This is a genomic window from Synechococcus sp. FACHB-909 (assembly GCF_014698945.1).
Lineage (GTDB): Bacteria > Cyanobacteriota > Cyanobacteriia > PCC-6307 > Cyanobiaceae > Cyanobium.
Window position 1 is genome coordinate 170,830 of sequence record NZ_JACJTY010000004.1, and the last position, 24,284, is coordinate 195,113.

A 24,284-nucleotide genomic window follows, 5' to 3' on the forward strand; every position below is an offset into this window, starting at 1 on the left:
TCCCTTTCTGCCATCCCGCGCGCGGTTTGTCCAGGGCCGGGCCTGCCGCTGCCCTCCGGAGCCCGCCGGTGGCGCCCTCAGTCGCTGACGCCCCCCAGCAGGGTGGCGAGCAGGGCCTGCTGCACGTGCAGGCGGTTCTCCGCCTGGTCGAACACCCGGCTGGCGGCCCCCTCGATCACACCGGCGCTGATCTCCTCACCCCGGTGGGCGGGGAGACAGTGCAGCACGATCGCCCGCGGATCGGCCTCGGCCAGCAGGTCCTCGTCGAGGCACCAGCCGCTGAAGGCCTGCTCCCGCTGGGCCTGCTCCTCCTCCTGGCCCATGGAGGCCCAGACATCGGTGTAGAGGACATGGGCCCCCCGGGCCGTCGCCACGGGGTCCTGCAGCACCGTGATCGAGCTCCGCCCGCCGCTGAGGGCCCGGGCCTGCTCCACCACCGCCGGGCTGGGGGCGAAACCGTCGGGGCTGCCGATGCGCACGTCCATCCCCAGCAGGGCCCCGACGAGCATCAGCGAGTGGGCCATGTTGTTGCCATCGCCCACGTAGGCCAGGGTGAGGCCGTGCAGGTCGGTGGGGCCGTGGCCGAAGCTCTCCTGGATCGTCAGGGCATCGGCCAGGGCCTGGCAGGGGTGCTCCAGGTCGGTGAGGGCGTTGATCACCGGGATCGAGGCCCAGTGGGCGTAGTCGACCAGGTCCTCCTGGGCGAAGGTGCGGATCGCCAGGGCATCGCAGTAGCGGCTCAGCACCCGGGCCGTGTCGGCGATCGGCTCGCCCCGGCCCACCTGGGTGACCGCCGGGTTGAGGTCGATCGTCTGGCCGCCCAGCCGGGCCATGGCGACGATGAAGCTCACCCTCGTGCGGGTAGAGGCCTTGGAGAAGATCAGCCCCAGCACCCGGCCGGCCAGGTCGATACGCCGCTCACCCACCTTCAGCTGGCGGGCCAGCTCCAGCAGGGCGAGGGTCTGGGGACCGTCGAGGTCGGCCGAGGAGAGCAGGTCGCCGCCCTTGAGGGCGGCGAGCGGGGCTGAGGGGGACACCATGGCCCACGTCCCAAAGAACCCTTATGCGAGATCGACCCCCCCCACGTCAAGGGGGACAGGGGCGCAGGCCGTGGCGCGCGGGCTGCGCCGGGCTGGTGCGGGGCAGCAGGATGAACGAGGTGGCCTGCCAGGCTCCCGGCGCTTCCCAGCAGGCCAGCTGCGGGTTGGCGGCGCCCAGCTCCTCCATCCATTCCCGGCTGCCGTGGAACGCCAGCAGCGGCTGCCGCAGGGGCCCGGGGTCCGCTGGGTCCCGTTCCGTCAGATCCCGCAGCTGGCCGGGCCGGAAGTAGGTGCCCATCAGGGCATCGGTGCGCCAGCCCGTGCTCCAGCAACCACCGGCGCAGAGGCCGGTGCTGTTCACGAAGGCCGCCATGGCCCGATAGTTCTCCAGTGGTTTCTGTTTCTCGGTCAGCAAGCGCTGGCCGGTCCGCAGCTGCAGCAGCAGCACGGTCGCCAGCAGAACGGCCAGGGCGGTGCGGCGGAAGCGGCCCAGACCGGCACTGAGCTCCCAGCCCGTCCCCACCAGGTAGGCCACGGCCGGCAGCACCACGATGGTGTAGCGGGCCTGGCTCATGGGCTTGATCGGATCGATCACCAGCATCAGCGCCAGGAACAGGCCGATCACCAGCAGCAGGTAGCGGGCCTCCCCCAGGGCCTGGGGCAGCTGGTGGGTCGGCCCCACGAGGAAGCGGCGCAGGTTCCGCCAGGAGCCGAAGGCGCAGCCGATCCCCACGGCCAGGCCGACCAGGCCCAGGACGGCCAGGTCTCTCTGGTCCAGGTCCAGCACGGGAAGCAGGCCGCGGCTGAACTGCTCCAGGGTGCCGATGATCGGCGTCACCTCGATCCAGTCGATCCGGTCGAACTTGACGCTGATCGAACTGGTCAGCCCATGGCCGAGGGGCGGGAGCAGCAGCAGCAGCCCAAGGCCGAGCGCGTCCCGCCGTCGCCGCAGCACCCGTCCATCAGCGGCGCTCACCGCCAGCACCACCAGCACGAACAGCAGCGAGAAGTAGTGCGTCAGGGACAGCAGCACGCAGGCCAGAGCGAAGCCCCAGCGCAGGGCGGCCTCGTGGCGTCCCGGCCGCTGGCGCAGCAGCAGGGCCGTGCCCAGCATCAGCGTCGACAGCGCCAGTGAGAGGGCGTAACTGCGCGCCTCCTGGGCATAGAAGAGGAAGGAGGGGCTGGTGCCCAGGAAAGCCACCGTGGCCAGACGGCGACCGCTGCCGCGCCCGGAACTGCCCAGGGCCGCCGTCACCAGGCCGAGGGCTGCGATCAGAAAGCTGAGGCTGCGGGTGGCGCTCTCCCCGCCGCCGAAGACCCCGATCCAAAGCTTCAGCAGGACCTGGTAGAGGGGGGGATGGGTATCGGGGAGCAGCCAGTCCCGGAACAGCACAGCCCAGTCGGCGCTGCTGGCGGCCACCGACCAGATCTCATCGGACCAGTAGGAATAGGCCGTGGTCAGCCCCTGTCCGGCTGCCCAGAGGCAACCCAGGATCAGGACGGCGGTCAGAAGTCGCCGGGGAGGGCGCTGGAGCGGTCGGGTGGCGGGTGGGGGCCCCGGAGGCTCTGTCCCGACCACCATCACACCGCTGCACGAGACCAGTGTCGGGACATTAGGCCTGATTCCCAGGCCCGTCCCGTCGTCTGCTCTTTAGGCGGCGGCCCCCTCCAGCACCGCCGCATCGGGCAGCTGGCTGGAGGCCAGCAGCTGCTTGAGTTCGTCGCCCTCGATCACCTCCTTTTCGAGGATCTTGTGGGAGATGGTCTCCAGCAGCTCGCGGTTGTGATGCAGGATCGCCAGGGCCCGGTCATGGGCCCGATCCACCAGACCGCGCACCTCCTTGTCGATCTCCAGGGCGGTGGCGTCGCTCACGGCCCGGCGGGGGTTCGAGTTACCCCCCAGGAAGCGGCTGCCACCCTGTTTGTCGTAGGCGAGGGGGCCGAGGGTTTCGCTCATGCCGTAGGTGCCGATCATCTGCTCGGCGATGTCGGTGGCCCGCTGCAGGTCGTTGGCGGCGCCGGTGGTGACCTCACCGAAGACCACCTCCTCGGCGGACCGCCCGCCCAGCAGCGTGGCGATCTGGCCTTCGAGATCCTCCTTGGAGTTCAGGAACCGCTCCTCGGTGGGCAGCTGCAGGGTGTAGCCGAGGGCCGCCATGCCGCGGGGCACGATCGAGATCTTCGCCACCTTGCTGCCGCCGGGCATCAGGTGGCCCACGATTGCGTGGCCCACCTCGTGATACGCCACCACCTTCTTCTCGTCGGGTTGCAGCACCCGGCTCTTCTTCTCGAGGCCCGCCACCACCCGTTCGATGGCTTCGTTGAGGTCGGCCTGCTCCACGGTGGTGCGGTAGGCCCGGGCCGCCAGCAGGGCCGCCTCGTTGACCAGGTTGGCCAGGTCGGCGCCGGCAAAGCCGCTGGTGGCCTGGGCGATCTTGTCGAGGTCGACGCCTTCGGCCAGCTTCACCTTCTTGCCGTAGATGTCGAGGATCATCTTGCGGCCGGAGAGGTCGGGACGGTCTACCAGCACCTGGCGGTCGAAGCGGCCGGGACGCAGCAGGGCGGCATCCAGCGTTTCCGGCTGGTTGGTGGCCGCCAGCACGATCACCGGCTTGTCCTGGGCGGTGAAGCCGTCCATCTCGGTGAGCAGCTGGTTGAGGGTCTGCTCCCGCTCGTCGTTGCCTCCCACCACGCCCATGGAGCCCGAGCGGCTTTTGCCGATGGCATCGAGTTCGTCGATGAAGATGATGCAGGGGGCTTTCTTCTTGGCTTCCTCGAACAGGTCGCGCACGCGGGCGGCGCCGGCGCCCACGAACAGCTCCACGAATTCGGAGCCGGAGATGATGAAGAAGGGCACGCTGGCTTCACCGGCCACGGCCTTGGAGAGCAGGGTCTTGCCGGTGCCGGGGGGGCCGACCAGCAGCACGCCCTTGGGGATGCGGGCGCCGATGTCCATGTAGCGCTGGGGCGTCTTGAGGAAGTCGACAATCTCGGTGAGCTCGGTCTTGGCTTCGTCGACGCCGGCCACATCGGCGAAGGTGACGCGCGACTCCTCATCGGGCACGTAGACCTTGGCCTTCGACTTGGTGAAGCTCAGGGCCCCCTGGGCGCCACCGCCACCCATGCCACTGCGGCGGGCGAAGAACTGCAGCACCAGGATGAAGATCAGCGGCGGCACCACCCAGCTCAGGGCCGTGGTGATGAAGCTGGGCCGCTTCGGCGGCGCCGCGGCGAACTCGACCCCGTGCTGCTCCAGTCGCTGGGGCAGCTCCATGTCGAAGATCGGCGTGGTGGAGAGCACCGTGGGGGCGCCTTCCTCGGGGGGCTTGGTGAGCTCGTAGCGGATCTGGTCCTGGGTGATGTACGCCCGCTTGACGTTGTCGTCGTTCACCTGGTCGATGAACAGGGAGTAGGGCACCCGGGGCACCTGGGTGGCGGGGTTGGGCAGGAAGTTGCTGAACAGCAGCAGCACACCGAAGCCGATCAGGAGCAGGTTGACGATGCCGAAACGCCGGGTGGGGCGATTGTCGTCCTGACGGATGGCCATGCTGCGCGCAACGTCGAATGGGCCCAAGCTAGGTCTGGTCGTCACCCGCCGTTCCCACCCCCGGTCGGGAGAACCGAACGCCCCGCCCTCGGCTTCCCACTCCCCATGTGCGGCCGCTACTCCCTGGCCACCCGCCTCGACCAGCTGCTGCCCCGGCTGAAGGGCCCGCTGCCCCCAGGGCTGGAGGACCATTACGCCCCCCGGACCCAGGTGCGGCCGGGGGAGCCCGTGCTGCTGCAGCGCCAGGAGCACGGCCGCCTGGAGGTGGCCCTGGCCCTGTGGGGGCTGGTGCCGGACTGGTGCCCTGACCCGGCGGGTCGCCGCCGACCCATCAACGCCCGCAGCGAGACGGTGGGGGAGAAACCCTTCTTCCGCGGCGCCTGGCGCCACCGCCGGGCCCTGATCCCCGCCGATGGCTTCTACGAATGGCAGACGAGGACGGTGGACGGCCGTGCCGTCAAGCAGCCCTGGTTGTTCCGTCGCCGGGATCGGCGCCCCTTCTGGCTCGGCGGGCTCTGGGACCGCTGGCTGGGGGCGGACGGTGGTGAGCTCGAGACCTGCGTCGTGCTCACCACCGCCCCCAACGACCTGCTGGCCCGGGTGCACGACCGCATGCCGGTGGTGATCCCCGACGGGCTCGAGGAGGCCTGGCTGGAGTCCGTCGATGGCCCGGCCCTGCGGGCCCTGGAACCCCTGATGGCCCCCTGGGACCCGGCGCCGTGGGAGGCGGTGAAGCTGGAGATGGGGCAGCCGGCCACCGTTCAGCTCGATCTGCTGGCCTCCGCCGCCGCCGGCGACCCGCCGGGTCGCTAGAGAGGGAAGGCCCTGATGCCGGTCCCATGAGCCTCGACCAGCTGGATGCGTTTCTGGCCCACGCCAGGACCGATGCCGCCCTCGATCGCCGCCTCCACGACCCGGCCGACCCCCCCGATCTGGCGGCGTTCCTGGCCCTGGCCCGCGGCGCCGGTTTCGCCGTCGATGAGGCCGATGTGATCGCCGCCCAGCAACGGGCCGAGGCCAGCCTCAGCGACGAGGAGCTGCAGGCCCGGGCTGGGGCCGAGGCCCGGCGCCTGCGCCACTTCATTCCCGGCTGATCCCCATGGCCGAGCCCGTCGCCAGCTATCCCCGGCCCCCGGCACTGCTGCCCTGCAGCCAGCACGTGCGGGTGGAGGCCCTGGGGCGGGTGCTGTGCGACACCCATCGCAGCCTGCGGGTGCTCGAAACCTTCCATCCCCCCGTCTTCTATCTCTCTACGGAGGATGTGGATCTGACCCTGCTGGAGTCCGCGGCCGGCTCCAGCTTCTGCGAATGGAAGGGCGTGGCCCGCTACTTCGACCTGGTGGCCCCGGACGCCGCAGGCGGCGAGCGCCGCCTGCGGCGGGCGCTGTGGAGTTACCCCTCACCCACCCCGGCCTTCGAGGCCCTGGCCGGCTGGCTGGCCTGCTACCCGGCGCTGATGGACGGCTGCTGGGTGGATGGGGAGCGGGTGGCCCCCCAGCCCGGCGGCTTCTACGGCGGCTGGATCACCAGCGCCGTGGAGGGACCGTTCAAGGGGGATCCGCGGCATCCGGAGCTGCGCTGAGTGCGGACCTCGCCCCTGCCCCCGTCGGGGGTCGCCAGTGGAGCAGCAGGTCGAGGCGGTTGGAGGAGCGCTGCCATGCATCGGCATAGCCAGGCAGCCGCAGCATCTCCACGTTCACCCGGTCGGAGTCCAGCATGGTTGGGTTCAGATGTTCGATCAGGAAGACATCCGTGCAGTGGAACTGGCGGATGCGCTCAGAGAGCAGGGCGGCGGCCAGGGCGAAGGTGCCGACTCCGGAGGTGGCCAGATGGGTGGCGTGGCGCAGAAGCTGGAAATCGTCTTCGACGGATCCGCAGACAAGGTCATGGATGGGGAACAACGAGAGCACGGCATCCAGCAGCGGGTGGGTGGTGCCTGGTTCCGTGACGATGATGGCCCTGCGGTGCCGTTCGCTGAGCTCTCGATAGAAGTGGAGAGGGTTGGTGATGTAGTACCGATTCTCCAGGTTCGCCACATCTCCACCACGCAGATGAATCACCAGCGTGCTCTCCAGTTGGGCGCCTGAAAACGTTCCCGGTGGAGGTTTGCGGATGTGCGGGAGCAGATGGGTGCGGGCGATGCGGTGCGCCTGCCGGTGGATGTACTGACGGCCGAGAAGGCAGTCACGACGTGGCTTATCGCCCTTCGCAAAGGCCATGCGTTGATGGCCTGAGCGGGAGAAACCGTACTCCATGTAGTGAAAGAAGAGGCCAGACAGATGGGTCCGGGCCACCGCAGAGGTGTCGCTACGAAAGTCAAGGCTGAACGCCTTCACGATGTTGCGCAGCGGGCCGGACTGGATGAAGTCCTCGTCCACCTGCACCGATCCCCGGAAGGCTTCGGCATGGGCGATCACCACGATCAGCTGCTGGATGTTGTTCCCGGTTCTTCCGTACCATTGGGCCAGCGTGAAGCTCGCGGCTCCGGAGGGAAGGCTCAGGCGCAGTTTCCTCCGTTGCAGCCGAAGCCGGCGCAGCAGGCCCCAGGTCTGCTGCGCCGCTCTCCACCCCACCACATGTCGTTTCGCCCGACGCTTCAGGTCTGACCAGCGCAGCGGGCGGATGGCGGGCATGGCGTCGGCGGCGTCTCGTGGGGGCTCAGCAGCTGAGGCGCTGACTTTGCCCCTCAGTTGGCCCGACCACAGCACCCTGCCAGAGAAGGTCCCGGCCCAGCCAGCCGATGGCCGCGTCCCCCAGGGACCAGCCGTCCTCCAGGTTCTCCAGGCCCAGGTCCCCGAGGGCGGTGCGGGCGGCGTGGCCGCCGAGCAGCTTCGGTGCGATCACCGCGGCCAGCTGCTGCACGCAGTCCTGGCGCAGGGCCGCCGCCGCCAGCGCGGGCCCGCACTCCCACAGCACCCGGTTGCAGCCCCGCCGGGCCAGGGCGATCGCCAGCGCCGCCGGTTCGCAGGCCTCCAGGGCCAGGCGTTCCACCCCCAGCCGATCGAACCGGTCGCGGCGATCCTGGGGCGCCTCCGGTCCGTGGACCAGCAGCGTCGCCGCCGGGGCCGGATCCCAGAGTTGAGCCGCCGCCGGCAGATCCAGGCCGCGGCTGAGCACCACCCGCAGCGGTTCGGGCGTGCGCCGCCCCCGGCTGGTGAGCAGGGGGTCGTCGGCCCGCACCGTGCCGCCACCCACGATCACCGCATCGCAGCGGGCCCGCAGGCGGTGCACCCAGTCCCGGGCCCCCGGACCGCTGATCCACTGGCTGACGCCGTTGGGCAGCGCCGTGCGGCCATCCAGGCTCATGGCCCACTTGAGGATCCCCAGGGGCCGGCCGGTGGCGATCCGGTGCAGAAAGGGCCGGTTGAGCCGGCGCGCCTCGGCTTCCATCACCCCTTCGATCACCTCCAGGCCCGCCGCCCGCAGCCGGGCGATGCCGCCGCCGGCCACCCGGGGGTTGGGGTCGGCCATGGCCAGCACCACCCGGCCGATGCCGGCGGCGAGCACCGCCTCGCTGCAGGGGGGGGTGCGGCCGTGGTGGCAGCAGGGTTCCAGGGTCACGACCAGGGTGCCGCCCCGGGCCCGCTCCCCCGCCTGGGCCAGGGCCCCCACCTCCGCATGGGCCTCACCAGCGCGCGCATGGAATCCCTCCCCCACCAGCTGCCCGCCTGGGTCGAGCACCACGGCGCCCACCAGGGGATTGGGGCTGGTGCGGCCCTCGGCGAGGGCGGCCAGCTGCAGGGCCCGGGCCATCCACCGATGCCAGGGGGAACCGGGGCTCATGGGGCGGGGGCGTCCGGCAGGCTGCGCCATTCGGCCACCACGTAGGGGGGCACCGCCAGTTCACTGAACACCCGCGGCAGCCGCAGCCGCAGGGGCCGGTTGCGCTCCAGATCGGCCAGCAGCGGAGCCAGGTCGAACTCGGCCGCGGCGGCGCGGTTGTCCCGGGCCAGGGCGGCACTGGCCAGGGTGACGTCCTCCAGGTCCCAGCGCAGCCGGCCGCTGCGCACCTCCAGGGCGGTGGGATGGTCGAGGCGCACCTTGCCGGGGTAGCCCACGATCCGCAGCCGCAGCGGTCCACCCGGCGGCCCTTCCCGGTAGGCGACCACCTGCCAGCTCTGGTCGTCGAGGTCGCGCAGGCTCTCCAGGCTGCGCACCACCGGCGTGCCCTCGGCGTCCGGGTGGGCATGGACCTGGGCCAGGGCCGCCGACGGGGCGATGGCCAGGATCAGGGCCAGCAGGGGGGCCAGCAGCAGAACCTCGATCCGCCCGAACGTCCGCTGGCTCATGGCTGGCGCTCGGCGCCGGGGATCGGCTGCCAGCCGGTGTGGGTGGCCCAGAGGGCCCAGATCGCCATCGCCCGCAGGTAGTGGCAGGCCCGGAAGGTGCCGGCGGCGGTGATCGCCTCCGGGGTGCGGAACTGCAGGCCCCCCTCGTACACCTGGCGCACCACGGCGCCGGTGATGGCGAAGGCGGTGCCGCTCTGGTCCATCAGCCGGTAGTAGGCGGCCAGACCGAAGTTGATGCCGGTCCAGACCTCCAGTGGATGGGTGCCCTTCGGATCAAGGGGGGTGCCGTCGCGGCGCAGGCCGTTGGCCACCCCGAGGCGGCCCCCCTCGAACCCCTCGAAGCACGCCTCGCGGATCGCGTTCAGGGCCGAGCGGGCCCGCTCGTCGGCCACCACCGGCGGCAGCCCCAGCAGGCGGGCGTAGAAGTCGCCGCAGAGCTGGTCGGCCATCACCACCGGGGTGCCGCTGCCGGCATCGATTTTGTAGTACTCGCCGTTCCAGAGCAGGGCATCGAAATGGCTTCGGGACTGCTCCAGCCAGCCGCCGAAGCGCCGCTGCTCCTCGGCGGTGTCGAGCCCCAGCTCCAGCTGCAGTTGCTGGCCGATGGCCAGGGCCGCCTCCAGGGCGGCGATCCAGAGGGCACCGCAGTAGGCGCTCACCCCCTGCAGGGGCCAGTCGTCGAAGGTCTGGTCCGGGGCACCACCGTTGTCGGGCAGCCCGTCGTCGTTGACGTCGAACTGCTTGAGGTAGTCGAGGGCGGTCACCGCCGCCGGCCAGCAGTCCGCCAGGAAGGCGATGTCCGGGCCGCTGGGGGCCAGGCGGTAGGTGCGCCAGACCTGCAGCACGAAGTCGCTGGCCAGGTCCTTCCAGAGGTTGCAGTCCTGGTAGGCGGTGTAGTTGGTGGCGTCGAAGGGGCGCTCGTTCGGGGCCCCGAGGTCGTGGGGGGTGGCGCCGGCCACCTTGCGGGCCGCCTCCACCCGGCCCCGCCCCTGGGTGAAGTACCAGCCGATCGGCCGCGGCGTGGGATCGGCGGCGGGGATGGCGCGGGCGAAGCTGCGCAGCACGGCCTTGTCGAGTTCGGGCCAGAGCTGCAGCAGGGCGAAGGAGCCGTACAGCCGCACGTCGAGGCTTTCGTACCAGGCGTAGTCGAGGCACTCGAGCACCCCGAAGCGACCCACCGGATCGCCTGGGCTGGCGGCCGTCCAGAGGCTGCCGCCGCTGGCCAGGTCGTAGAGCTCGTTGAGCAGGGCCATGCGCAGGGGCTCCGCCAGGTCGTGGCGTTGCACCACCGGCGCCTGCCAGGCCTCGATCGCGGCCTGCCAATCGCGCCATTCGGCCAGGGCTTCACCGGCGATGGCGGCGGCGTTGTCGCCTTCGGCGGAGAAGAAGTCGGTGTAGCGCCGCAGGGCGCGGGTGCCGGTGGCGAAGGCCGTCACCGGCAGGTCCCAGCTGATCACCACCGGGATCTCGAGCGAGGCGCCCGGCTCCAGCCGGAAGCGCACCGCCAGGGCGGCGCTGAGGGGATCGTCGCCGGTGCTGCGGCGGTCGTTGTCGCTGTCGGGGATCGAGCCGTCACGGCTGAAGGGTTCCCAGAGTTCCGCCCCGTCGCCGCTGGGATCCCAGCGGCTGCAGCGGAACACCTCCAGCCCCGGGTGGTTCAGCGCCGCCTCGTCGGGCACCGCCAGACACCATTGCCCGTCCCCTTCGGCCAGGGGCTGGGAGCGTTCCCCCTCCAGCAGCAGGCCCTTGAGGCCGGGGGCATCGACCCAGCGGTTGCGCTGCCCCTTGCCGCGGCCGATCGCCGGCATGTAGTTGTGCTCCGGGCTGCCGTCATCCCGGAAGTGGACCTCCGCCGCCGGGTCGGTGTTGGTGAACCAGCCGACGGTGTTGCGCCAGCTCAGCAGCAGGGACAGATCCAGCGGCTGATTCGTTGGGTTGCTGAACGTCCAGGCGAAGACGGCGACGGGGTAGCTGGTGCGCTGATAGTCGCCGGGAAGAATCGGGCTGAAGGCCTCGCAACGCACGTCGGCGCTGAACACCGCGGCGTAGTGGTGGGAGCTGATCGGGTAGCGCACCGCCACGGTGCCGCTCGGCTGCTCCGGGGTGGCGGCGGGGTACCAGCTCCAGGCGGCCAGCGGCGGGCCGGCGTCGAGGCGGGAAGCGTCAGAGGCGGGGGTGGTGGCCAGGGCATGGGCCCGCCGCCCCTCGCCGTCCTGCTCGAAGAGGGCGAACTGGCAGTCGGGCAGCACGCCGAACCAGTGCTCGCCTCCGTCGAGGTGCCAGAGGTTGAAGGCGCCGTCGATGCCCCGGCCCAGGCAGCCGGCGCCGAAGCCCCCCAGGGGCATGCCGTGGTTGGGGCCGTCGTCGAGGTTGCTGGCGTAACGCACCGTGTAGGGCTGGCTCCAGCCCTGGCCGAAGGGTCGCGACCAGCTGGCCTCGGGGGGCTGCCAGGGACTCCTGCCGCGCCGCAGGTTGTGGAGAGCGGAGAGGCCGAAGGGCGCCATGGGGCCAGACGAGGTGGGCCCAGCTTGTCAGAGCTGGCCCCTCAGCGAGTGCCCGTCCAGATCGCCATTACCCTGCCTGCAATCGTCGGGGCGGCGTGAATTCTCTGGTGCGGCTTTTCGGCACGGGCATCCTGCCGCCGCAGCGCTCCAGGGCCTATCGGCCCGAGATCGACGGCCTGCGGGCCGTGGCCGTCATTGCGGTGCTGATCAACCACCTCGATCCCCGCTGGTTGCCGGGTGGCTTCCTCGGCGTCGACATCTTCTTCGTGATCTCGGGCTATGTGGTCACCTCGTCGCTGCTGGCGCGGCGGGATGGCAGCCGCTGGCAGTTCCTGCGCCGCTTCTACGGCCGCCGGATCCGACGCCTGATGCCGGCGCTGGTGGTGAACATCGCCGTCGTCTCGGCCCTGTTCTCGATGCTGGTCTCGCCGCTCGATGATTTCTTCGCGCCGGTGATGCGGACCGGCACCGCCGCCCTGTTCGGGGTCTCCAATCTCTACCTGCTCCGTCAGGGCTCGAACTACTTCGCCACCGACAACCACTTCAACGCCTTCATGCACACCTGGTCGCTGGGGGTGGAGGAGCAGTTCTATCTGGTCTGGCCGGCGGTTCTGCTGCTCTGCGGTCTGGGGGTGGCCGGGGCCGGCAGCGGCGCCCTGCGGCGGCTCAAGCTGGCCAGCCTGCTGCTGCTGGCCCTGTCCCTGGCCCTCTATGTTGGCCTGAGCCTGGGCGGCAACGCCGAAAGGGCCTTCTTCCTCACCACCGCCCGGTTCTGGGAACTGACGGCGGGTTGCGTGGCCTACCTGCTGCATCGCGGCAGCGGCAGCGCCCGCGACCTGGGCCAGAAGCTGGCCCTGCCCCGCTGGCGCCAGCCCCTGGCCCTGCTGGCCCTGGTGGCGTCGCTGGCCCTGCTGCTGCTGCCGGAGGCCTGGAGCCTGGGCACCACCGTTGGGATCACGGCGCTGACGGCGCTGCTGCTGCTGCTGCTCCAGCCCGCCGGGGGCATCGGCCGCTGGCTGTGCCATCCCGCCTGCCTGGCCATCGGCATGGTCTCCTACTCGCTCTATCTCTGGCACTGGCCGGTGATCGTGCTGGCCCGCTGGACGGTGGGCTTCAACGCCGTCACCCTGCTGCCGGTGCTGGTGCTGATCACCCTGTGCACGGCCCTCTCCTACCGGCTGGAGTGCCTGTTCCGCTACGGCCACCCCGCCATCCCCGGCCTTCTCTATCCGGCCATGACCGTTGTGGTCGCCGCCTTCAGCGCCGGTCTGCAGGGGCCGCTGCTGGGCCGGATCTTCGTCGGTGAGCGCCGCCACGCCATCGGCACCACGGCCAACATGAAGCGCATCGGCGGCACGACCGTCGACACGGTCCACTGCTTCCAGGAGCCCACCGATCCGGTGGCCAGGGGCGATGGGCCCGACCCCTGCCTGGCCCTGGGGCCGAAGGGGAAGGACCTCCCCACCCTCTTCTTCCTGGGGGACAGCCACACCCACGTGCTGATTCCCCTCGGGGAGAAGCTGCTGGCCAGCGGCCGCTTCAACGTGTCCTTCATGGCCCGGGGCGGCTGCCCGGTGCCCTTCTTCCCCCGCTGGGCGGAGGGCGCCCCGGAGCAGACCCGCTACCGCCGCTGCCGCCCCTACGCCGACAACGAGGAGCGCCGGGTGCTGGCCCGCCTGCGGCCTGGAGACCGGGTCGTGCTGGTGTCGAATCTGGCCGGCCACCTGAAGGGAATCCAGGGGGAGACCCGCTTGAACGCCGAGGCCTCCTATGCCGCCGCGCTGCGGCGATTCGATGCCGAGGTGCGTCGCCGTGGGGCGGACGTGGTGGTGTTCGGCCCCCTGCCCACCTTCCCCCAGCTGAAGATCGGCGGTCCGCTCACCCTCTGCCAGACGGAGTGGTTCCGTCCCGCCTGGTCCCTCGGTTCCCAGTGCCAGCCGGTGCTGCGGCCGCGCCGGCAGGAGCTGGCCGCGATCGCTCCGGCCCAGCGCCTGCAGGAGCGCACCATCCGCGACCTGGCCGGCACGCGCCTGTTCACCCCCTTCGACAGCATCTGCCCGCCGACCCAGGCCGTCTGCTCCAGCGTCCGGGCCGGGACGCCCCTCTACAGCGACGAGACCCACCTCACCAACGCGGGTGCCCTGCTGCTCTATCCCCGCCTGATGGCCTTCCTCGAGCGTCAGGCGGACGGGGCGCCGCCACCCAGCTGATCGCTCCCCAGCTGATCGCTGCCCAGCTCCTGCTCGATCAGGGCATCGAGGGTCACGGCGCTGCGCACCAGAGACTGGTAGCGCTGCACCACCCGCCGGTTGCGCTCCAGCCAGCTGCCGGCGTCCCCACCGCCCCCGAGTGGGTGGCCGCCCGGGCCTGAGCGGTCGTCATCCAGCAGCTCGAGATCACTCTGGTGGGCCAGCAGGGCGACCACCAGGCTGTGGATCCGCTGGCGTCGATCGCTCATGGGCAGGGGGTGGGGCCGGCACGTCCGGGAGCATCATGGCCAGAAGTGGCACAGGGGCACGGCTGGAGGGTTCGCTGCTGGAGGTGCTGGGCACCGATGCCGCCGGCCTGGCGGGTCTCTCCCGCCACTGGCAGGACCGGATCCGGCAGGCCGATCTGGTGGCGGCCCCCCGGCGTCTCCTGGCGGACCTCGGGGCCTGGCGGGGTGAGGCCCCCACGCCGGAGCTGCTGGCCAGCGACCGGCCCGCCGACCTGCTGCCGCGGCTGGAGCGGGCCCTTTCCACCGGCCAGCGGGTGGTTCTGCTCGCCAGCGGCGACCCCCTCTGGTTCGGCATCGGCCGTCTGCTGCTGCAGCACCTTCCGGCCGAACGCCTCCGCTTCCATCCGGCCCCCACCTCCCTGCAGCTCGCCTTCGCCCGTCTGGGGCGGCCCTGGCAGGACGCCTCCTGGATCAGCCTCCATGGCCGTGACCCCGAGCCGCTGGCGGCCCGTTTGCAGCAGCGGCCCGCCGCCCTGGCGGTGCTGACCGATCCGGCCCGGGGCGGCGCCGACGCCGTGCGCCGGATCCTGCGGGCGTCGGGGCTGGAGGCCGCCTATGAGCTCTGGCTGGGGGAGCGCCTGGGCCATCCGGCGGAGCGGCTGCAGCGGCTGGCGCCCGACGACCCCCTGCCGCCCGATCTCGATCCCCTGCACCTGGTGCTGCTGATCGCGCTCCAGCCCGCCGTGCCTCCGCCTCAGGCCCTGCCGCTGTTCGGCCTGGCCGATGGCCTCTGGTTGCAGCACCCCGATCAGCCGGGGCTGATGACCAAACGGGAGGTGCGTATCCAGCTGCTGGCCGATCTGGAGCTGCCCGAGACCGGGGTGCTCTGGGACATCGGCGCCGGGGTGGGGTCGGTGGGGCTGGAGGCGCTGCGCCTGCGCCCCGCCCTGGAGCTGTGGGCCGTGGAGCGCCGGCCCGGGGCCGCCGCCCTGATCGGCGCCAATGCGGACCGGCTGGGGGTGCGGCCCGCGGCGGTGCTGGAGGGGGAGGCCCCGGCCGCCCTGGGCCCCCTGCCCGATCCCGACCGGGTGCTGATCGGCGGCGGCGGCCGGGACCGGCGCGAGGTGCTGGAGGCGGTGCTGGGCCGGCTGCGGCCCGGCGGGGTGGTGGTTCTGCCCCTGGCCACGGTCGAAGCCCTGGCCCAGCTCAGGCCCCAGCTGGAGCAGGCCGGCCTGGCGGTGACGGTCAGCCAGATCCAGGCCTGGCGCGGCGCCCCCCTGGCGGAGGGCACCCGCCTGGCGCCCCTCAATCCCGTGCTGGTGCTGAAGGGGTCGCGCCCGGCAGCGGGGTGATCCGCACCGGGGTGCCCACGCTGATGCCGAGCACGGCGGCCTGGCCCGCCGCCAGTTCCAGCACCCCGTCCATCGGCGTGTCGGGGCCGTAGCTGCGGCAGGGCAGGTTCATGCAGGGGGGCACGTCCGTCTCCAGCGCGGCCACGCGACCGTCGCGGATGAACAGCATGTCCAGGGGTTCGGGCGTGCGGTGCATCCAGAACCGGGTCACCGCCGGAGGGTCGTAGGGGAACCACATGCCACGCAGGTGGGGCAGGGGCGGGCGCATCTGCAGCCCCATGGCGTACTGGCGCTCGCCCCGGGGCACCTCCAGCTGGATGCAGCGCGCCGGCGGCGGCCCTTCCAGGCACCACTGGGCGGTGATAGGCAGGAACTGGGGCGGGCTCTGGCTCAGACCCGGCCCGCAGCCGAGCAGCCCGACGACGCCTGCGATGGTCAGGCTCCGGAGCAGGGAACGGCTCATGGCACGGGCCCCACGGGGGGACGCCCGTCGCTGAGGCAGTAGCCCCGCCCCCGCACGGTGTGGATCAGCCGTGGTTCCCCGTCCTGCTCCAGTTTCTGGCGCAGATAGCGCACGTAGACCTCGATCACGTTGCTGGCACCTCCGCCCTGGTCGGCCCAGATCTCCTCAAGGATCTGCTCCCGGCTCACGACCGTTCCCTTCTGACGCAGCAGCAGCAGCAGCAGCTGGTACTCCCGGGCCGTCAGGCTGAGCTGGCGCTGACCGCGCCACCCCTGGCAGGCCACCGGATCGATGCGCAGATCCGCCACCTTCAGCAGCGTGGACACCGGCATGGGGGCCTGGCGCCGGGCGAAGCCCAGGTGCAGCCGCAGCCGGGTGAGCAGGTCGCTCGTGCCCAGGCTGGGCAGCCAGAAATCATCGGCGCCCCACTCCAGGCAATGGCTGCGGCTCTCGACGCTGTCGCTGGTGATGCCGAGCAGCAGCGGGCGGGCCCCCAGCCGGCGGCGCAGCTCCGGGATCCGCGCTTCGCTGCCGGGCGACAGGACCACCGCCGCCGGCAGCTCCTCCCCGGACTCCTGCAGCTGCGGCCGGTAACCGGAGACCTCCAGCCGCGGGGCGAGGGAGGCGGCCTCCGGGCCCACCAGCAGCACCACGGTCGGTGGTGAGGACGTGGTCGAGGGTGGCGTGGTCACAGGGGGGCGTCGGCGTGGCTGCTGGAGGGCTTGGCCACGTGGGGCAGTCCCCAGCCCAGCTTGTTGCGCAGCACCTGGAAGAACTCGTGGTCGGCCAGCCGCACGAAGCGCACCGGATGCTCGCTGCGGCGCACCAGCACCCGGTCCTCGGGCCAGATGTAACAGCCGGCGCTGCCGTCGACCACCATCATCAGCCGCTCGGGGGTGGCGGGGAACACGGTCACCGGCTCCTGGTCGCTGAAGACCAGGGCCCGGGAGGCGAGGGAATGGGCGGCAATCGGTGTCAGCTGCAGCACCGGACAGTCGGGGGTGATCACCGGCCCTCCGGCGCTGAGGGCGTAGGCGGTGGAGCCGGTGGGGGAGGAGAGGATCACCCCGTCGGCGGCGATGTCCACGGGGGCGTGGCGGCCGATGGCGATCTCGAAGTGGCACATGCTGGTGAGCGGCTCCCGGTGCAGGGCCATCTCGTTGAGACAGAGCACCTCCCAGCGCCGCTGCTCGCCCCGCATCACGCTCACCACCAGCATGGAGCGCTCCTCCACGGTCCATTCCCCGGCCACCACCTGGGCCAGGGCCTGGTCCAGGTCCTTGAGGTAGGCCTCCGCCAGGAAACCGAGGTGGCCGGTGTTGATCGTCAGGATCGGCACGCCGATCGGGGCGGTCTGGCGGGCGGCGGAGAGAACGGTGCCGTCCCCCCCCAGCACCAGCGCCAGGGCCATCTCCTCATCGAAGCTGGCGGGCACGCAGGCGGCGTAGCCCCGGGAGCGCAGGTGCTGGTCGGGATTGGCGAAACCCACCACCCCACCGGAGCTGCTCACCCGTGCGACCTCCAGCCCGGCGGCGGTCAGCCGGTTCTCGATCAGGTCGGCGGTGCTGATCGCCAGATCCTTGCCGTCATTGACGATCAGTCCGACCCGGGGCACCGATCGCAGGCTGAATGGCAGACAGACTCTAGGAGGACGCGGAACGGCAGCCACGGCTGCAGGAGACGGGCGAAACCTGGTTGGGGAGATGGCCTTTCGGCCTCCCTGGCCGTCGTCGCCGAACAGGGCCTGCAGGCCGAGTTGCCAGTGCCCGGATGGTTTAAGACAAGGCGACAGCGTTAACATCCGGGCACTTCGTCCCGTCGGCTGCTGCCGGTGAAGCTTCTTTACATCGGTGGTCTCGAGCACAGCGGGACCACCCTCACCGAGCAGTTGCTGAGCAGCCATTCCCGCAGCCTCAGCCTGGGAGAGATCGCTTCCTTCTTCTCTCCCTCCCACATGAAGGCCTATCTCCGTGCCTGGGGAGATCATGACGACGTGCGTCGCTGTTCCTGTGGCAGTGACTGGGAGAATTGTTCCTTCTGGGGAAAGCTCACCCATCTCAATGGCCTGAATTCAGACCTTCCTCTGGACGAGAAATATGCCCAGCTGATCAGATTCATCCGACGCCAGCTTGGTGATGATGTGCTGGTGACGGATTCTTCCAAGTCCGTGGAAGCCCTGGGCGCCCTGCGCAGTGCCCTGCGGCGCGAAGCCGCCAGCCAGGATCGTTTCGGGCTCATCCTCGTGACCAAGGATGTGCGCAGCTTCACGGCTTCGATGAAGCGCAAGAGTGGCGGCAAGGGGCTGCTTTCCGCTTTCCGTTCGATGAACTACTGGACCCATGCCAATACCAAGTGGTTGAAGGTTCTGGCCGCCGATCCTTCCATCCCCCATCGCATCAACCTCTACGAACATCTCTGTCTCGATACGCTGGGTCAGGTCAACGGGCTGCTGGCGATGGTTGAGGAAGCCCCCCTCCCCAGCCTGGACATCGCCAACACGCGATCGCACATCGCCATGGGGAACAAGGACTTCCTGATGCGCAATCGCAGCCGTGTCCGCTACGACCAGCGCTGGTTCACCGATGACGCCATTCTTCTGGCCTATCTCATCAACGGCCCGGCCAGGCGTCTCAACCACCGTTTCTATCGAATGGGCCAGCAGCTCGCCGCAGACCTGCCCAAGAAGTCACCGATCTGAGGAGGCTGAAACAGGAGGGGCGCTCGACCAGGGTGCACGGCCGATGTCAGACATCGGGGATCAGAACTGCTCCAGGAAGCGCAGATCGCTGTTGAACAGCCGGCGGATGTCGTCGATGCCGTGGCGCACCATGCAGAACCGCTCCACCCCCAGGCCGGCGGCGAAGCCGCTCCAGCGCTCGGGATCGATGCCCAGGCCCTCCAGCACTGCCGGGTCCACCATGCCGCAGCCCATCACCTCCAGCCAGCGGCCCCGCCACTGCACGTCCACCTCGGCGGAGGGCTCGGTGAAGGGGAAATAGCTGGCCCGGAACCGCACCGGCAGATCACCGAAGAACTGCTGCAGGAAGGTTGTGACCGTGCCGCGCAGGTGGCTGAAATCCAGCCCCTCATCGAGGGCGAGCACCTCCACCTGGTGGAACACCGGCGAGTGGGTGGCATCCACCGCATCGCGCCGGTAGACCCGCCCGGGGGCGATCACCCGCACCGGCGGGGGGTTGGCCTCGAGGTGGCGGATCTGCACGGGGGAGGTGTGGGTGCGCAGCAGCCGGTCGCCCCCCAGGTAGAAGGTGTCCTGCATGTCCCGGGCCGGGTGGTGCTCCGGGATGTTGAGGGCGGTGAAGTTGTAGTGGTCGGTTTCGATCTCGGGCCCTTCGGAAACCCGGTAGCCGAGGCCGGCGAAGATGTCGACGATCTCCTCGATCGTGCTCTGCAGCGGATGGCGGTGGCCCGGCGGCACGTAGCTGCAGCCCGCCGTCACATCGATCCGCTCCCGTTCCAGCCGCTCCGCCATGGCGGCGCTGCGGACGGCCTCGAGCCTGGCGCCCAGCAGCTGCTGCACCTGCTCCTTGAGGAGGTTGGCCCGCTGGCCCACCAGGGGGCGCTCCTCACCGGGGAGGCGGCCCATGGCACCGAGCACCCCGGAGAGCCGTCCCTTTTTGCCCAGCAGGCCCACCCGCAGCTCCTCAAGGGCCGTGGCGTCCCCGGCGGCGGCGATGGCGGCGGCGGCCTCCGCCTCCAGGCGCTCCAGCTGGTCGGTGAGCTGCTGCAGGCTGACGGTGGTGCTCACGGCACGGATCGGGGGGAGGAAGCGACTGTAGGCAGCAGCGTCTAGCTTGCCGGCAGTCCACGCGGTCGAGGCCGATGGCACCGCTCCGGATCCTGATCAGCAACGACGACGGGGTGTTCGCCGACGGCATCCAGGCCTTGGCGGCCGAGGCCGTCGGCCGCGGCCACACCGTCACCGTGGTCTGCCCGGACCGGGAGCGCTCCGCCACCGGCCACGGACTCACCCTCCAGACCCCGTTGCGGGCGGAGCGGGCCGACGAACTCTTCGCGGCGGGCGTCACCGCCTGGGCCTGCAGCGGCACCCCCTCCGACTGCGTCAAGCTGGCCCTGTTCCGGCTGCTGGAGCAGCCGCCGGACCTGGTGCTCTCCGGCATCAACCACGGCCCCAACCTCGGCACCGACGTGCTCTATTCGGGCACCGTCTCGGCGGCGATGGAGGGCACGATCGAGGGACTGCCGGCCCTGGCAGTGAGCAGCGCCGACTTCCACTGGCGTCGCTTCGAGGCGGCGGCGGCCCTGGCCCTTGATGTGGCCGAGCGGATGCTGGCCACCAGCTGGCCCGAGGGGCTGCTGCTCAATCTCAACGTCCCGCCCCGGCCCGCCGCAGACCTCGCCCCGCTGCGCTGGTGCCGCACGGCCGTGCGGCGCTACATCGATCAGTTCGAGAAACGCACCGATCCCCGTGGCCGCACCTACTACTGGCTGGCCGGCGAAGTGGTCGACGACCTCGAGGGCACCGGCGCCGGTCCGGCCGAATGGCCCACCGATGTGGCCTGGGTGCAGCAGGGCGGATCGTCCCTGACGCCCCTGCAGCCCGAACTCTTCTGGCGGGGCTCCGTCGCCTCATTGCCGGCCGTGGAGGCCTTGGGCGATCAGGTCTTGCGATAGATCCGCTGCAGCAGCCACAAGCTGAGGATCAGGGCGATCAGGTGGGCGAACAGCACCTGGGTGTTGCTCAGCACCGAAAGCATCTCGATCGAGGTGATCGGCAGCCCCACCACCCGGCCGCCGCTGCCTGGGGTCCCCTGCATCTGGGCCCCGAAGAAGCCCGGCACCTGCTGGGAGGCCTGCACGAACAGGCTGCCGGCCAGGGCCTGATAGCCCACCGCCGCGAGGGTGAGCCCGCCCAGGTCGGCCAATAGACCGCGTTTCACCAGGCGCGTGGTTTCGCCCTTGCTGGGGCGTGCCGGGCTGGCCAGGGCGCGGCCGCAGCGCACCACCAGCCAGGATTGCCACAGACTCCAGAGCAGAATCAGGAATGACAGGGTGGTGAGGGAAAGGCCGGGGCCCAGCCCCAGGGCACGGGAGGAGTTGGCCGCCATCTGGCCGCCGATGTTGTTGAAGATCAGCACCCCCACCACCACCACTCCGAGAGCGAGCTGGACCCAGAAGCGCACCCAGCCCATGCGGCGCAGGGCATCGGCCATGCGCTGCAGATCCAGCGTGTCGACCATGGGGAGAAGGGCGAAGGCCCCAAACTTGGCATGGGAGGATCCAGCCGGCGAGGGCCGAGGCCGTTGATCCCGCTTCACGACCCCTCCAGCGCCCTGCGCCCCACCGCCGTCGCCCTGGGCAGCTTTGATGGCCTGCATCGGGGTCACCGGAGCGTGATCGCCGCCGTCACCGCGCCCATGGCCGCCGGCCAGGAGCGGGCTGTGCCCACGGTGGTCAGCTTCTGGCCCCATCCCCGCGAGGTGCTCCACGGCGAGACGCGGCTGCGGCTCGATCTCCCGGAGGAGAAGCTGGAACTGCTTGAACCCCTTGGCATCGAGCAGCTGGTGCTGGTGCCCTTCACCCGCGAGCTGGCGGCGCTGACCCCGGAGCCCTTCGTGCGCCAGGTGCTGGCCGAACGGCTCCAGGCCCGCAGGATCGCGGTGGGCACCAACTTCCGCTTCGGCGTCGATCGCCGCGGGGACGTGGACGACCTGGCCCGCATCGGCGCCAGCTTCGGCATCGACGTGCAGGTGGTGCCGATGCTGTGGGATGGGGCCGAGCGGGTGAGCAGCAGCCGCATCCGGCGGGCCCTGGGGGCCGGCGACATCGACGAGGCGGCGCGGCTGCTGGAGCGTCCCTACCGCTTCAGCGGCCAGGTGGTGAGTGGCCGGGGCCTGGGGCGCCAGCTGGGCTGGCCCACCGCCAATCTGGCGGTGGACGGCCGCAAGTTCCTGCCGCTGGAAGGGGTCTATGCGGCCCTGGCCTGGCGCGACGGCGGCGAGGGACCGATGGCGGCGGTGATGAACCTGGGCCCCCAGCCCACCGTCGATCCCCTGGCCCCATCGGCGGTGGAGGTGCACCTGCTGGAGCGCCGGCTGGAGCTGGTGGGGGCCCATCTGACCGTGCAGCCCCTGCGGCTGCTGCGGCGCCAGCAGGCGTTCGCCAGCCTCGAGGCCCTCAGCGAGCAGATCCGGCTGGATGCCGATCGGGCCGGGGAGCTCTGCCGGACACTCGGACCCCCTGGGGAGGCTTCCACCTAGGGGCAGGACATCAGTTCCTCCCGCCCGAAGAAGCCCTCCCATACCCTGGAGGCCTCACCCGCCCCGGTCCGGTGACGCCCCAGCCTCCAGTCCCGTCGCCGCCGCTGTCCGGCCGTGAGCGTGGTTCCACCCACCGTGCCGCCATCGAGCGGCTGCTTGATGCCAACCTCGACCGGGCTCGGGAGGGGCTGCGGGTGCTAGAGGACTGGGCCCGCTTCGCCCTCGACCGTCCCGACCTGGTGGCCCGTACCAAGGACCTGCGCCAGCGCCTGGGGCGGCTGCACCGGACCTCCTACAAGCTGGCCCGGCACACCGCCAGCGACCCGGCCACGGGCCTGGCCCATCCGGCCCAGGCCGAACGGCAGGACGGCGCCAGTGTCCTGGCCGCCAACGCCGGACGGGTGCAGGAGGCCCTGCGGGTGCTGGAGGAGTTCGGCCGGCTTGAGGACCCGGAGCTGGCGGCCGAGGCGGCGTCGATCCGCTACGCCCTCTACGACGTGGAGGTGGATCTGCTCCAGGCCGGCCGTGACGGCGACGGGCGCCGGGCCCTGCTGCGCCGCTGCCATCTGTACCTGGTGACCAGCCCGGTGGACGGCCTGGAGGCCGTGGTGGCCGCCGCCCTGGCGGCGGGGCTGCGGCTGGTGCAGTACCGCGCCAAACCCGACGCCCCCCTGGATGACCGGAGTCGCTTCGCCCAGGCCAGCGCCCTGCGCCAGCTCTGCCACCGCCATGGCGCCCTGTTCCTGGTCAACGACCGCATCGACCTGGCCCTGGCGGTGGGGGCCGACGGCGTCCACCTCGGCCAGGGCGACCTGCCGCCCTCGGTGGCCCGCCGCCTGCTGGGGCCCGACCGGCTGATCGGCCGCAGCACCCACCGGCTCGAGGACTTGCGCCAGGCGGTCGCCGATGGCTGCGACTACGTGGGGGTGGGGCCCGTCAACGCCACGCCCACCAAGCCCGGCCGCGAGCCGGTGGGGCTGGCCTACGTGACCCAGGCGGCGGCGGAATCCCCCCTGCCCTTCTTCGCCATCGGCGGCATCGATCCGGGCAACCTGGCCGCCGTGCGCCGTGCCGGGGCGGATCGGGTGGCGGTGGTGCGGGCCATCACGGCCGCCGACGACCCCGGCGCTGCGGTCGCCGCCCTGCTGGCGGGGCTGGAGGCTGAGGCATGACGGGTGGCATGACGGGAGACCTGCTGCTGCGGGTCAATGGGGAAGCGCGCCGCTGCCCCGCGGGTCTGTGTCTCGATGCCGTGCTCGTGGCGCTCGGCTACCAGCCGCGTCTGGTGGTGGTGGAGTTCAACGGTGAGATCCTGCCCAGGGATCGCTGGCCAGCCCAGGCTGTGGTGGAATCCGATGTGCTGGAAGTGGTCACCATCGTGGGGGGCGGTTCCTAGATTCCTGCCATCGCAACGTCGTACCCCATGGGTTCCCGCTTGTTCCGGCGCCTGGCCGGTCTGATGGTCGTGCCCGTGCTGGTGGCCGGCCTGGTGATCGCCTCCCCGCCGCCGGCCCAGGCCGCCAGCGGCGGTCGCATCGGTGGTGGCAGCTTCCGTTCGGCGCCCTCCATGCCCCGCAGCTACGGCGGCGGCGGTGGCTACGGGGGCGGCAGCTTCGGCGGCGGCGGCTACCGGGGCGGTGGCATGGGCTTCCCCTTCATCGTGCCGATCTTCGGTTTCGGCGGCGGCGGCCTGTTTGGTTTCCTGATCCTGATGGCCGTGGCCGGCGTGGTGGTCAACGCCCTGCGCGGCGGTGGCGGCGGGCCCGCGCTGGCGGGTTCCGGTTCCGAGCTTGCTTATAGGCCACGCCCGGACGGGCCGGTCTCGATCGCCCAGGTCCAGGTGGGCCTGCTGGCGTCCGCCCGCGATCTCCAGGACGATCTGCGCCGGCTGGCCGGTTCGTCGGACACCTCCAGCAGCAGCGGCCTGCAGCGGGTGCTGCAGGAAACCAGCCTCTCCCTGCTGCGCCATCCCGATCTCTGGGTGTACGCCAACGGCGAAGTGGGCCAGGTGCCCTTCGCCAGCGCCGAATCCACCTTCAACCGGCTCTCCATGCAGGAGCGCAGCAAGCTGGAACGGGAGCTCACCGCCAACGTGGCCGGGCGCCGCTTCAGTGAGCCCGCCCCCGTGGCCCCCGGTGCCAGCGACGCCGCCAGCGATTTCATCGTCGTCACCCTGCTGGTGGCCAGCCGGCGCAACCTGGCGATCAAGGGGGCCGGCACCGCCGACGACCTGCGCGATTCGCTCCAGAAACTCGGTGCGGTCGGTGCGGACGATCTGCTGGCCATTGAGGTGATCTGGCAGCCGGAAGGGGCCGGCGAGGTGCTCACCACCGAGCAGGTGATCACGGCCTACCCCAACCTGCAGCATCTCTGAACCTGCGGCCTTGCCGGCCGGCCTGCGGTCCCCCACACT

At 71.1% G+C, this 24,284-nt stretch carries 24 protein-coding genes; 11 read left to right on the top strand and 13 right to left on the bottom strand.

Annotated features, from left to right (window positions below; genetic code table 11):
- Window positions 1-77: 77 nt before the first annotated feature.
- From argF to ftsH, 3 genes are all read right to left on the bottom strand, one after another.
- On the bottom strand, window positions 78-1,040 hold the full coding sequence (gene argF, locus H6G99_RS08535) for an ornithine carbamoyltransferase (protein ID WP_190611031.1): 963 nt from the start codon (window positions 1,038-1,040) through the stop codon (window positions 78-80).
- A 46-nt stretch (window positions 1,041-1,086) separates the two neighbouring features.
- Window positions 1,087-2,622: a glycosyltransferase family protein gene (locus tag H6G99_RS08540; RefSeq protein ID WP_190611032.1), complete on the bottom strand. Its 1,536-nt coding sequence runs from the start codon at window positions 2,620-2,622 to the stop codon at window positions 1,087-1,089.
- Window positions 2,623-2,691: 69 nt separating this feature from the next.
- Window positions 2,692-4,587 carry an ATP-dependent zinc metalloprotease FtsH gene (gene ftsH / locus H6G99_RS08545; protein WP_190611033.1) on the bottom strand — a complete coding sequence of 632 codons (1,896 nt, stop codon included), beginning with the start codon at window positions 4,585-4,587 and terminating at the stop codon, window positions 2,692-2,694.
- Window positions 4,588-4,692: 105 nt separating this feature from the next.
- On the opposite strand from ftsH, the gene H6G99_RS08550 reads away from it, so the two are divergent.
- Genes H6G99_RS08550 through H6G99_RS08560 form a run of 3 tightly spaced genes read left to right on the top strand, consistent with a single transcriptional unit; the run spans window position 4,693 to window position 6,169 of the window.
- Entirely contained in the window at window positions 4,693-5,400 is a 708-nt protein-coding gene (locus H6G99_RS08550; protein WP_190611034.1) for an SOS response-associated peptidase, read from the top strand.
- A 26-nt stretch (window positions 5,401-5,426) separates the two neighbouring features.
- Window positions 5,427-5,681 (top strand): Nif11-like leader peptide family RiPP precursor, encoded by a 255-nt coding sequence (locus tag H6G99_RS08555; protein ID WP_190611036.1) that lies wholly within the window; start codon window positions 5,427-5,429, stop codon window positions 5,679-5,681.
- A 5-nt stretch (window positions 5,682-5,686) separates the two neighbouring features.
- Complete coding sequence (locus tag H6G99_RS08560) at window positions 5,687-6,169, top strand: DUF427 domain-containing protein (RefSeq protein WP_190611037.1); 483 nt, start codon at window positions 5,687-5,689, stop codon at window positions 6,167-6,169.
- Here H6G99_RS08560 and H6G99_RS08565 read toward each other — a convergent pair.
- The 4 genes from H6G99_RS08565 to H6G99_RS08580 are packed head-to-tail and all read right to left on the bottom strand — an operon-like array spanning window position 6,135 to window position 11,380.
- A complete protein-coding gene (locus tag H6G99_RS08565) occupies window positions 6,135-7,220 on the bottom strand; it encodes a hypothetical protein (protein WP_190611038.1) in 1,086 nt (361 codons plus the stop codon). The genes H6G99_RS08560 and H6G99_RS08565 overlap by 35 nt on opposite strands.
- A 25-nt stretch (window positions 7,221-7,245) precedes the next feature.
- Complete coding sequence (gene ribD / locus H6G99_RS08570) at window positions 7,246-8,370, bottom strand: bifunctional diaminohydroxyphosphoribosylaminopyrimidine deaminase/5-amino-6-(5-phosphoribosylamino)uracil reductase RibD (RefSeq protein WP_286191070.1); 1,125 nt, start codon at window positions 8,368-8,370, stop codon at window positions 7,246-7,248.
- A complete protein-coding gene (locus H6G99_RS08575) occupies window positions 8,367-8,876 on the bottom strand; it encodes a DUF3122 domain-containing protein (protein WP_190611040.1) in 510 nt (169 codons plus the stop codon). The genes ribD and H6G99_RS08575 overlap by 4 nt, the downstream gene beginning before the upstream one ends.
- Window positions 8,873-11,380, bottom strand: a complete 2,508-nt coding sequence (locus H6G99_RS08580) for a GH116 family glycosyl hydrolase (protein ID WP_190611042.1) — start codon at window positions 11,378-11,380, stop codon at window positions 8,873-8,875. The genes H6G99_RS08575 and H6G99_RS08580 overlap by 4 nt, the downstream gene beginning before the upstream one ends.
- Window positions 11,381-11,475: 95 nt before the next feature.
- On the opposite strand from H6G99_RS08580, the gene H6G99_RS08585 reads away from it, so the two are divergent.
- Window positions 11,476-13,590 carry an acyltransferase family protein gene (locus H6G99_RS08585; RefSeq protein WP_190611044.1) on the top strand — a complete coding sequence of 705 codons (2,115 nt, stop codon included), beginning with the start codon at window positions 11,476-11,478 and terminating at the stop codon, window positions 13,588-13,590.
- Here H6G99_RS08585 and H6G99_RS08590 read toward each other — a convergent pair.
- On the bottom strand, window positions 13,560-13,838 hold the full coding sequence (locus H6G99_RS08590; RefSeq protein WP_094585448.1) for a DUF8678 family protein: 279 nt from the start codon (window positions 13,836-13,838) through the stop codon (window positions 13,560-13,562). The genes H6G99_RS08585 and H6G99_RS08590 overlap by 31 nt on opposite strands.
- A 35-nt stretch (window positions 13,839-13,873) precedes the next feature.
- On the opposite strand from H6G99_RS08590, the gene cbiE reads away from it, so the two are divergent.
- Window positions 13,874-15,169, top strand: a complete 1,296-nt coding sequence (gene cbiE, locus H6G99_RS08595; protein WP_190611045.1) for a precorrin-6y C5,15-methyltransferase (decarboxylating) subunit CbiE — start codon at window positions 13,874-13,876, stop codon at window positions 15,167-15,169.
- On the opposite strand, the gene H6G99_RS08600 is transcribed toward cbiE, so the two are convergent.
- Genes H6G99_RS08600 through H6G99_RS08610 form a run of 3 tightly spaced genes read right to left on the bottom strand, consistent with a single transcriptional unit; the run spans window position 15,123 to window position 17,247 of the window.
- Window positions 15,123-15,632 (bottom strand): DUF192 domain-containing protein, encoded by a 510-nt coding sequence (locus H6G99_RS08600; protein WP_190611047.1) that lies wholly within the window; start codon window positions 15,630-15,632, stop codon window positions 15,123-15,125. The genes cbiE and H6G99_RS08600 overlap by 47 nt on opposite strands.
- Window positions 15,629-16,285, bottom strand: coding sequence for a winged helix-turn-helix transcriptional regulator (locus H6G99_RS08605; RefSeq protein WP_353617206.1), 657 nt, complete (start codon window positions 16,283-16,285; stop codon window positions 15,629-15,631). The genes H6G99_RS08600 and H6G99_RS08605 overlap by 4 nt, the downstream gene beginning before the upstream one ends.
- A 35-nt stretch (window positions 16,286-16,320) precedes the next feature.
- Window positions 16,321-17,247: an NAD(+) kinase gene (locus H6G99_RS08610; protein WP_094585452.1), complete on the bottom strand. Its 927-nt coding sequence runs from the start codon at window positions 17,245-17,247 to the stop codon at window positions 16,321-16,323.
- 216 nt (window positions 17,248-17,463) lie between these two features.
- On the opposite strand from H6G99_RS08610, the gene H6G99_RS08615 reads away from it, so the two are divergent.
- Window positions 17,464-18,330, top strand: a complete 867-nt coding sequence (locus H6G99_RS08615; protein WP_190611050.1) for a hypothetical protein — start codon at window positions 17,464-17,466, stop codon at window positions 18,328-18,330.
- Between the two features lie 60 nt (window positions 18,331-18,390).
- On the opposite strand, the gene pheS is transcribed toward H6G99_RS08615, so the two are convergent.
- Complete coding sequence (pheS, locus tag H6G99_RS08620) at window positions 18,391-19,398, bottom strand: phenylalanine--tRNA ligase subunit alpha (protein ID WP_190611052.1); 1,008 nt, start codon at window positions 19,396-19,398, stop codon at window positions 18,391-18,393.
- Between the two features lie 74 nt (window positions 19,399-19,472).
- Between pheS and surE the strand changes: the two genes are divergently transcribed.
- Complete coding sequence (gene surE, locus H6G99_RS08625; protein ID WP_190611054.1) at window positions 19,473-20,285, top strand: 5'/3'-nucleotidase SurE; 813 nt, start codon at window positions 19,473-19,475, stop codon at window positions 20,283-20,285.
- On the opposite strand, the gene H6G99_RS08630 is transcribed toward surE, so the two are convergent.
- The gene (locus H6G99_RS08630; RefSeq protein ID WP_190611055.1) at window positions 20,270-20,851 is read right to left on the bottom strand and encodes a DUF3611 family protein; all 582 of its coding nucleotides are present in this window, start codon (window positions 20,849-20,851) and stop codon (window positions 20,270-20,272) included. The two genes, surE and H6G99_RS08630, sit on opposite strands and share 16 nt — an antisense overlap.
- Before the next feature lie 63 nt (window positions 20,852-20,914).
- Here H6G99_RS08630 and H6G99_RS08635 point away from each other — a divergent pair, with 63 nt between their 5' ends.
- From H6G99_RS08635 to H6G99_RS08650, 4 genes are all read left to right on the top strand, one after another.
- Entirely contained in the window at window positions 20,915-21,871 is a 957-nt protein-coding gene (locus H6G99_RS08635) for a bifunctional riboflavin kinase/FAD synthetase (RefSeq protein ID WP_190611057.1), read from the top strand.
- Between the two features lie 104 nt (window positions 21,872-21,975).
- Window positions 21,976-23,043, top strand: coding sequence for a thiamine phosphate synthase (locus H6G99_RS08640; protein ID WP_190611148.1), 1,068 nt, complete (start codon window positions 21,976-21,978; stop codon window positions 23,041-23,043).
- 8 nt (window positions 23,044-23,051) lie between these two features.
- Window positions 23,052-23,267 (top strand): sulfur carrier protein ThiS, encoded by a 216-nt coding sequence (gene thiS / locus H6G99_RS08645; protein WP_094585458.1) that lies wholly within the window; start codon window positions 23,052-23,054, stop codon window positions 23,265-23,267.
- Between the two features lie 27 nt (window positions 23,268-23,294).
- Window positions 23,295-24,245, top strand: coding sequence for a DUF1517 domain-containing protein (locus H6G99_RS08650; RefSeq protein WP_190611059.1), 951 nt, complete (start codon window positions 23,295-23,297; stop codon window positions 24,243-24,245).
- Window positions 24,246-24,284: the final 39 nt, after the last annotated feature.

What these genes read in the sequence shown, in the direction of transcription:
- argF (WP_190611031.1), bottom strand. Translation starts at nt 1,040, where the DNA reads ATGGTGTCCCCCTCAGCCCCGCTCGCCGCCCTCAAGGGCGGCGACCTG.
- H6G99_RS08540 (WP_190611032.1), bottom strand. Translation starts at nt 2,622, where the DNA reads ATGGTGGTCGGGACAGAGCCTCCGGGGCCCCCACCCGCCACCCGACCG.
- ftsH (WP_190611033.1), bottom strand. Translation starts at nt 4,587, where the DNA reads ATGGCCATCCGTCAGGACGACAATCGCCCCACCCGGCGTTTCGGCATC.
- H6G99_RS08550 (WP_190611034.1), top strand. Translation starts at nt 4,693, where the DNA reads ATGTGCGGCCGCTACTCCCTGGCCACCCGCCTCGACCAGCTGCTGCCC.
- H6G99_RS08555 (WP_190611036.1), top strand. Translation starts at nt 5,427, where the DNA reads ATGAGCCTCGACCAGCTGGATGCGTTTCTGGCCCACGCCAGGACCGAT.
- H6G99_RS08560 (WP_190611037.1), top strand. Translation starts at nt 5,687, where the DNA reads ATGGCCGAGCCCGTCGCCAGCTATCCCCGGCCCCCGGCACTGCTGCCC.
- H6G99_RS08565 (WP_190611038.1), bottom strand. Translation starts at nt 7,220, where the DNA reads ATGCCCGCCATCCGCCCGCTGCGCTGGTCAGACCTGAAGCGTCGGGCG.
- ribD (WP_286191070.1), bottom strand. Translation starts at nt 8,370, where the DNA reads ATGAGCCCCGGTTCCCCCTGGCATCGGTGGATGGCCCGGGCCCTGCAG.
- H6G99_RS08575 (WP_190611040.1), bottom strand. Translation starts at nt 8,876, where the DNA reads ATGAGCCAGCGGACGTTCGGGCGGATCGAGGTTCTGCTGCTGGCCCCC.
- H6G99_RS08580 (WP_190611042.1), bottom strand. Translation starts at nt 11,380, where the DNA reads ATGGCGCCCTTCGGCCTCTCCGCTCTCCACAACCTGCGGCGCGGCAGG.
- H6G99_RS08590 (WP_094585448.1), bottom strand. Translation starts at nt 13,838, where the DNA reads ATGAGCGATCGACGCCAGCGGATCCACAGCCTGGTGGTCGCCCTGCTG.
- cbiE (WP_190611045.1), top strand. Translation starts at nt 13,874, where the DNA reads ATGGCCAGAAGTGGCACAGGGGCACGGCTGGAGGGTTCGCTGCTGGAG.
- H6G99_RS08600 (WP_190611047.1), bottom strand. Translation starts at nt 15,632, where the DNA reads ATGAGCCGTTCCCTGCTCCGGAGCCTGACCATCGCAGGCGTCGTCGGG.
- surE (WP_190611054.1), top strand. Translation starts at nt 19,473, where the DNA reads ATGGCACCGCTCCGGATCCTGATCAGCAACGACGACGGGGTGTTCGCC.
- H6G99_RS08630 (WP_190611055.1), bottom strand. Translation starts at nt 20,851, where the DNA reads ATGGTCGACACGCTGGATCTGCAGCGCATGGCCGATGCCCTGCGCCGC.
- thiS (WP_094585458.1), top strand. Translation starts at nt 23,052, where the DNA reads ATGACGGGAGACCTGCTGCTGCGGGTCAATGGGGAAGCGCGCCGCTGC.
- H6G99_RS08650 (WP_190611059.1), top strand. Translation starts at nt 23,295, where the DNA reads ATGGGTTCCCGCTTGTTCCGGCGCCTGGCCGGTCTGATGGTCGTGCCC.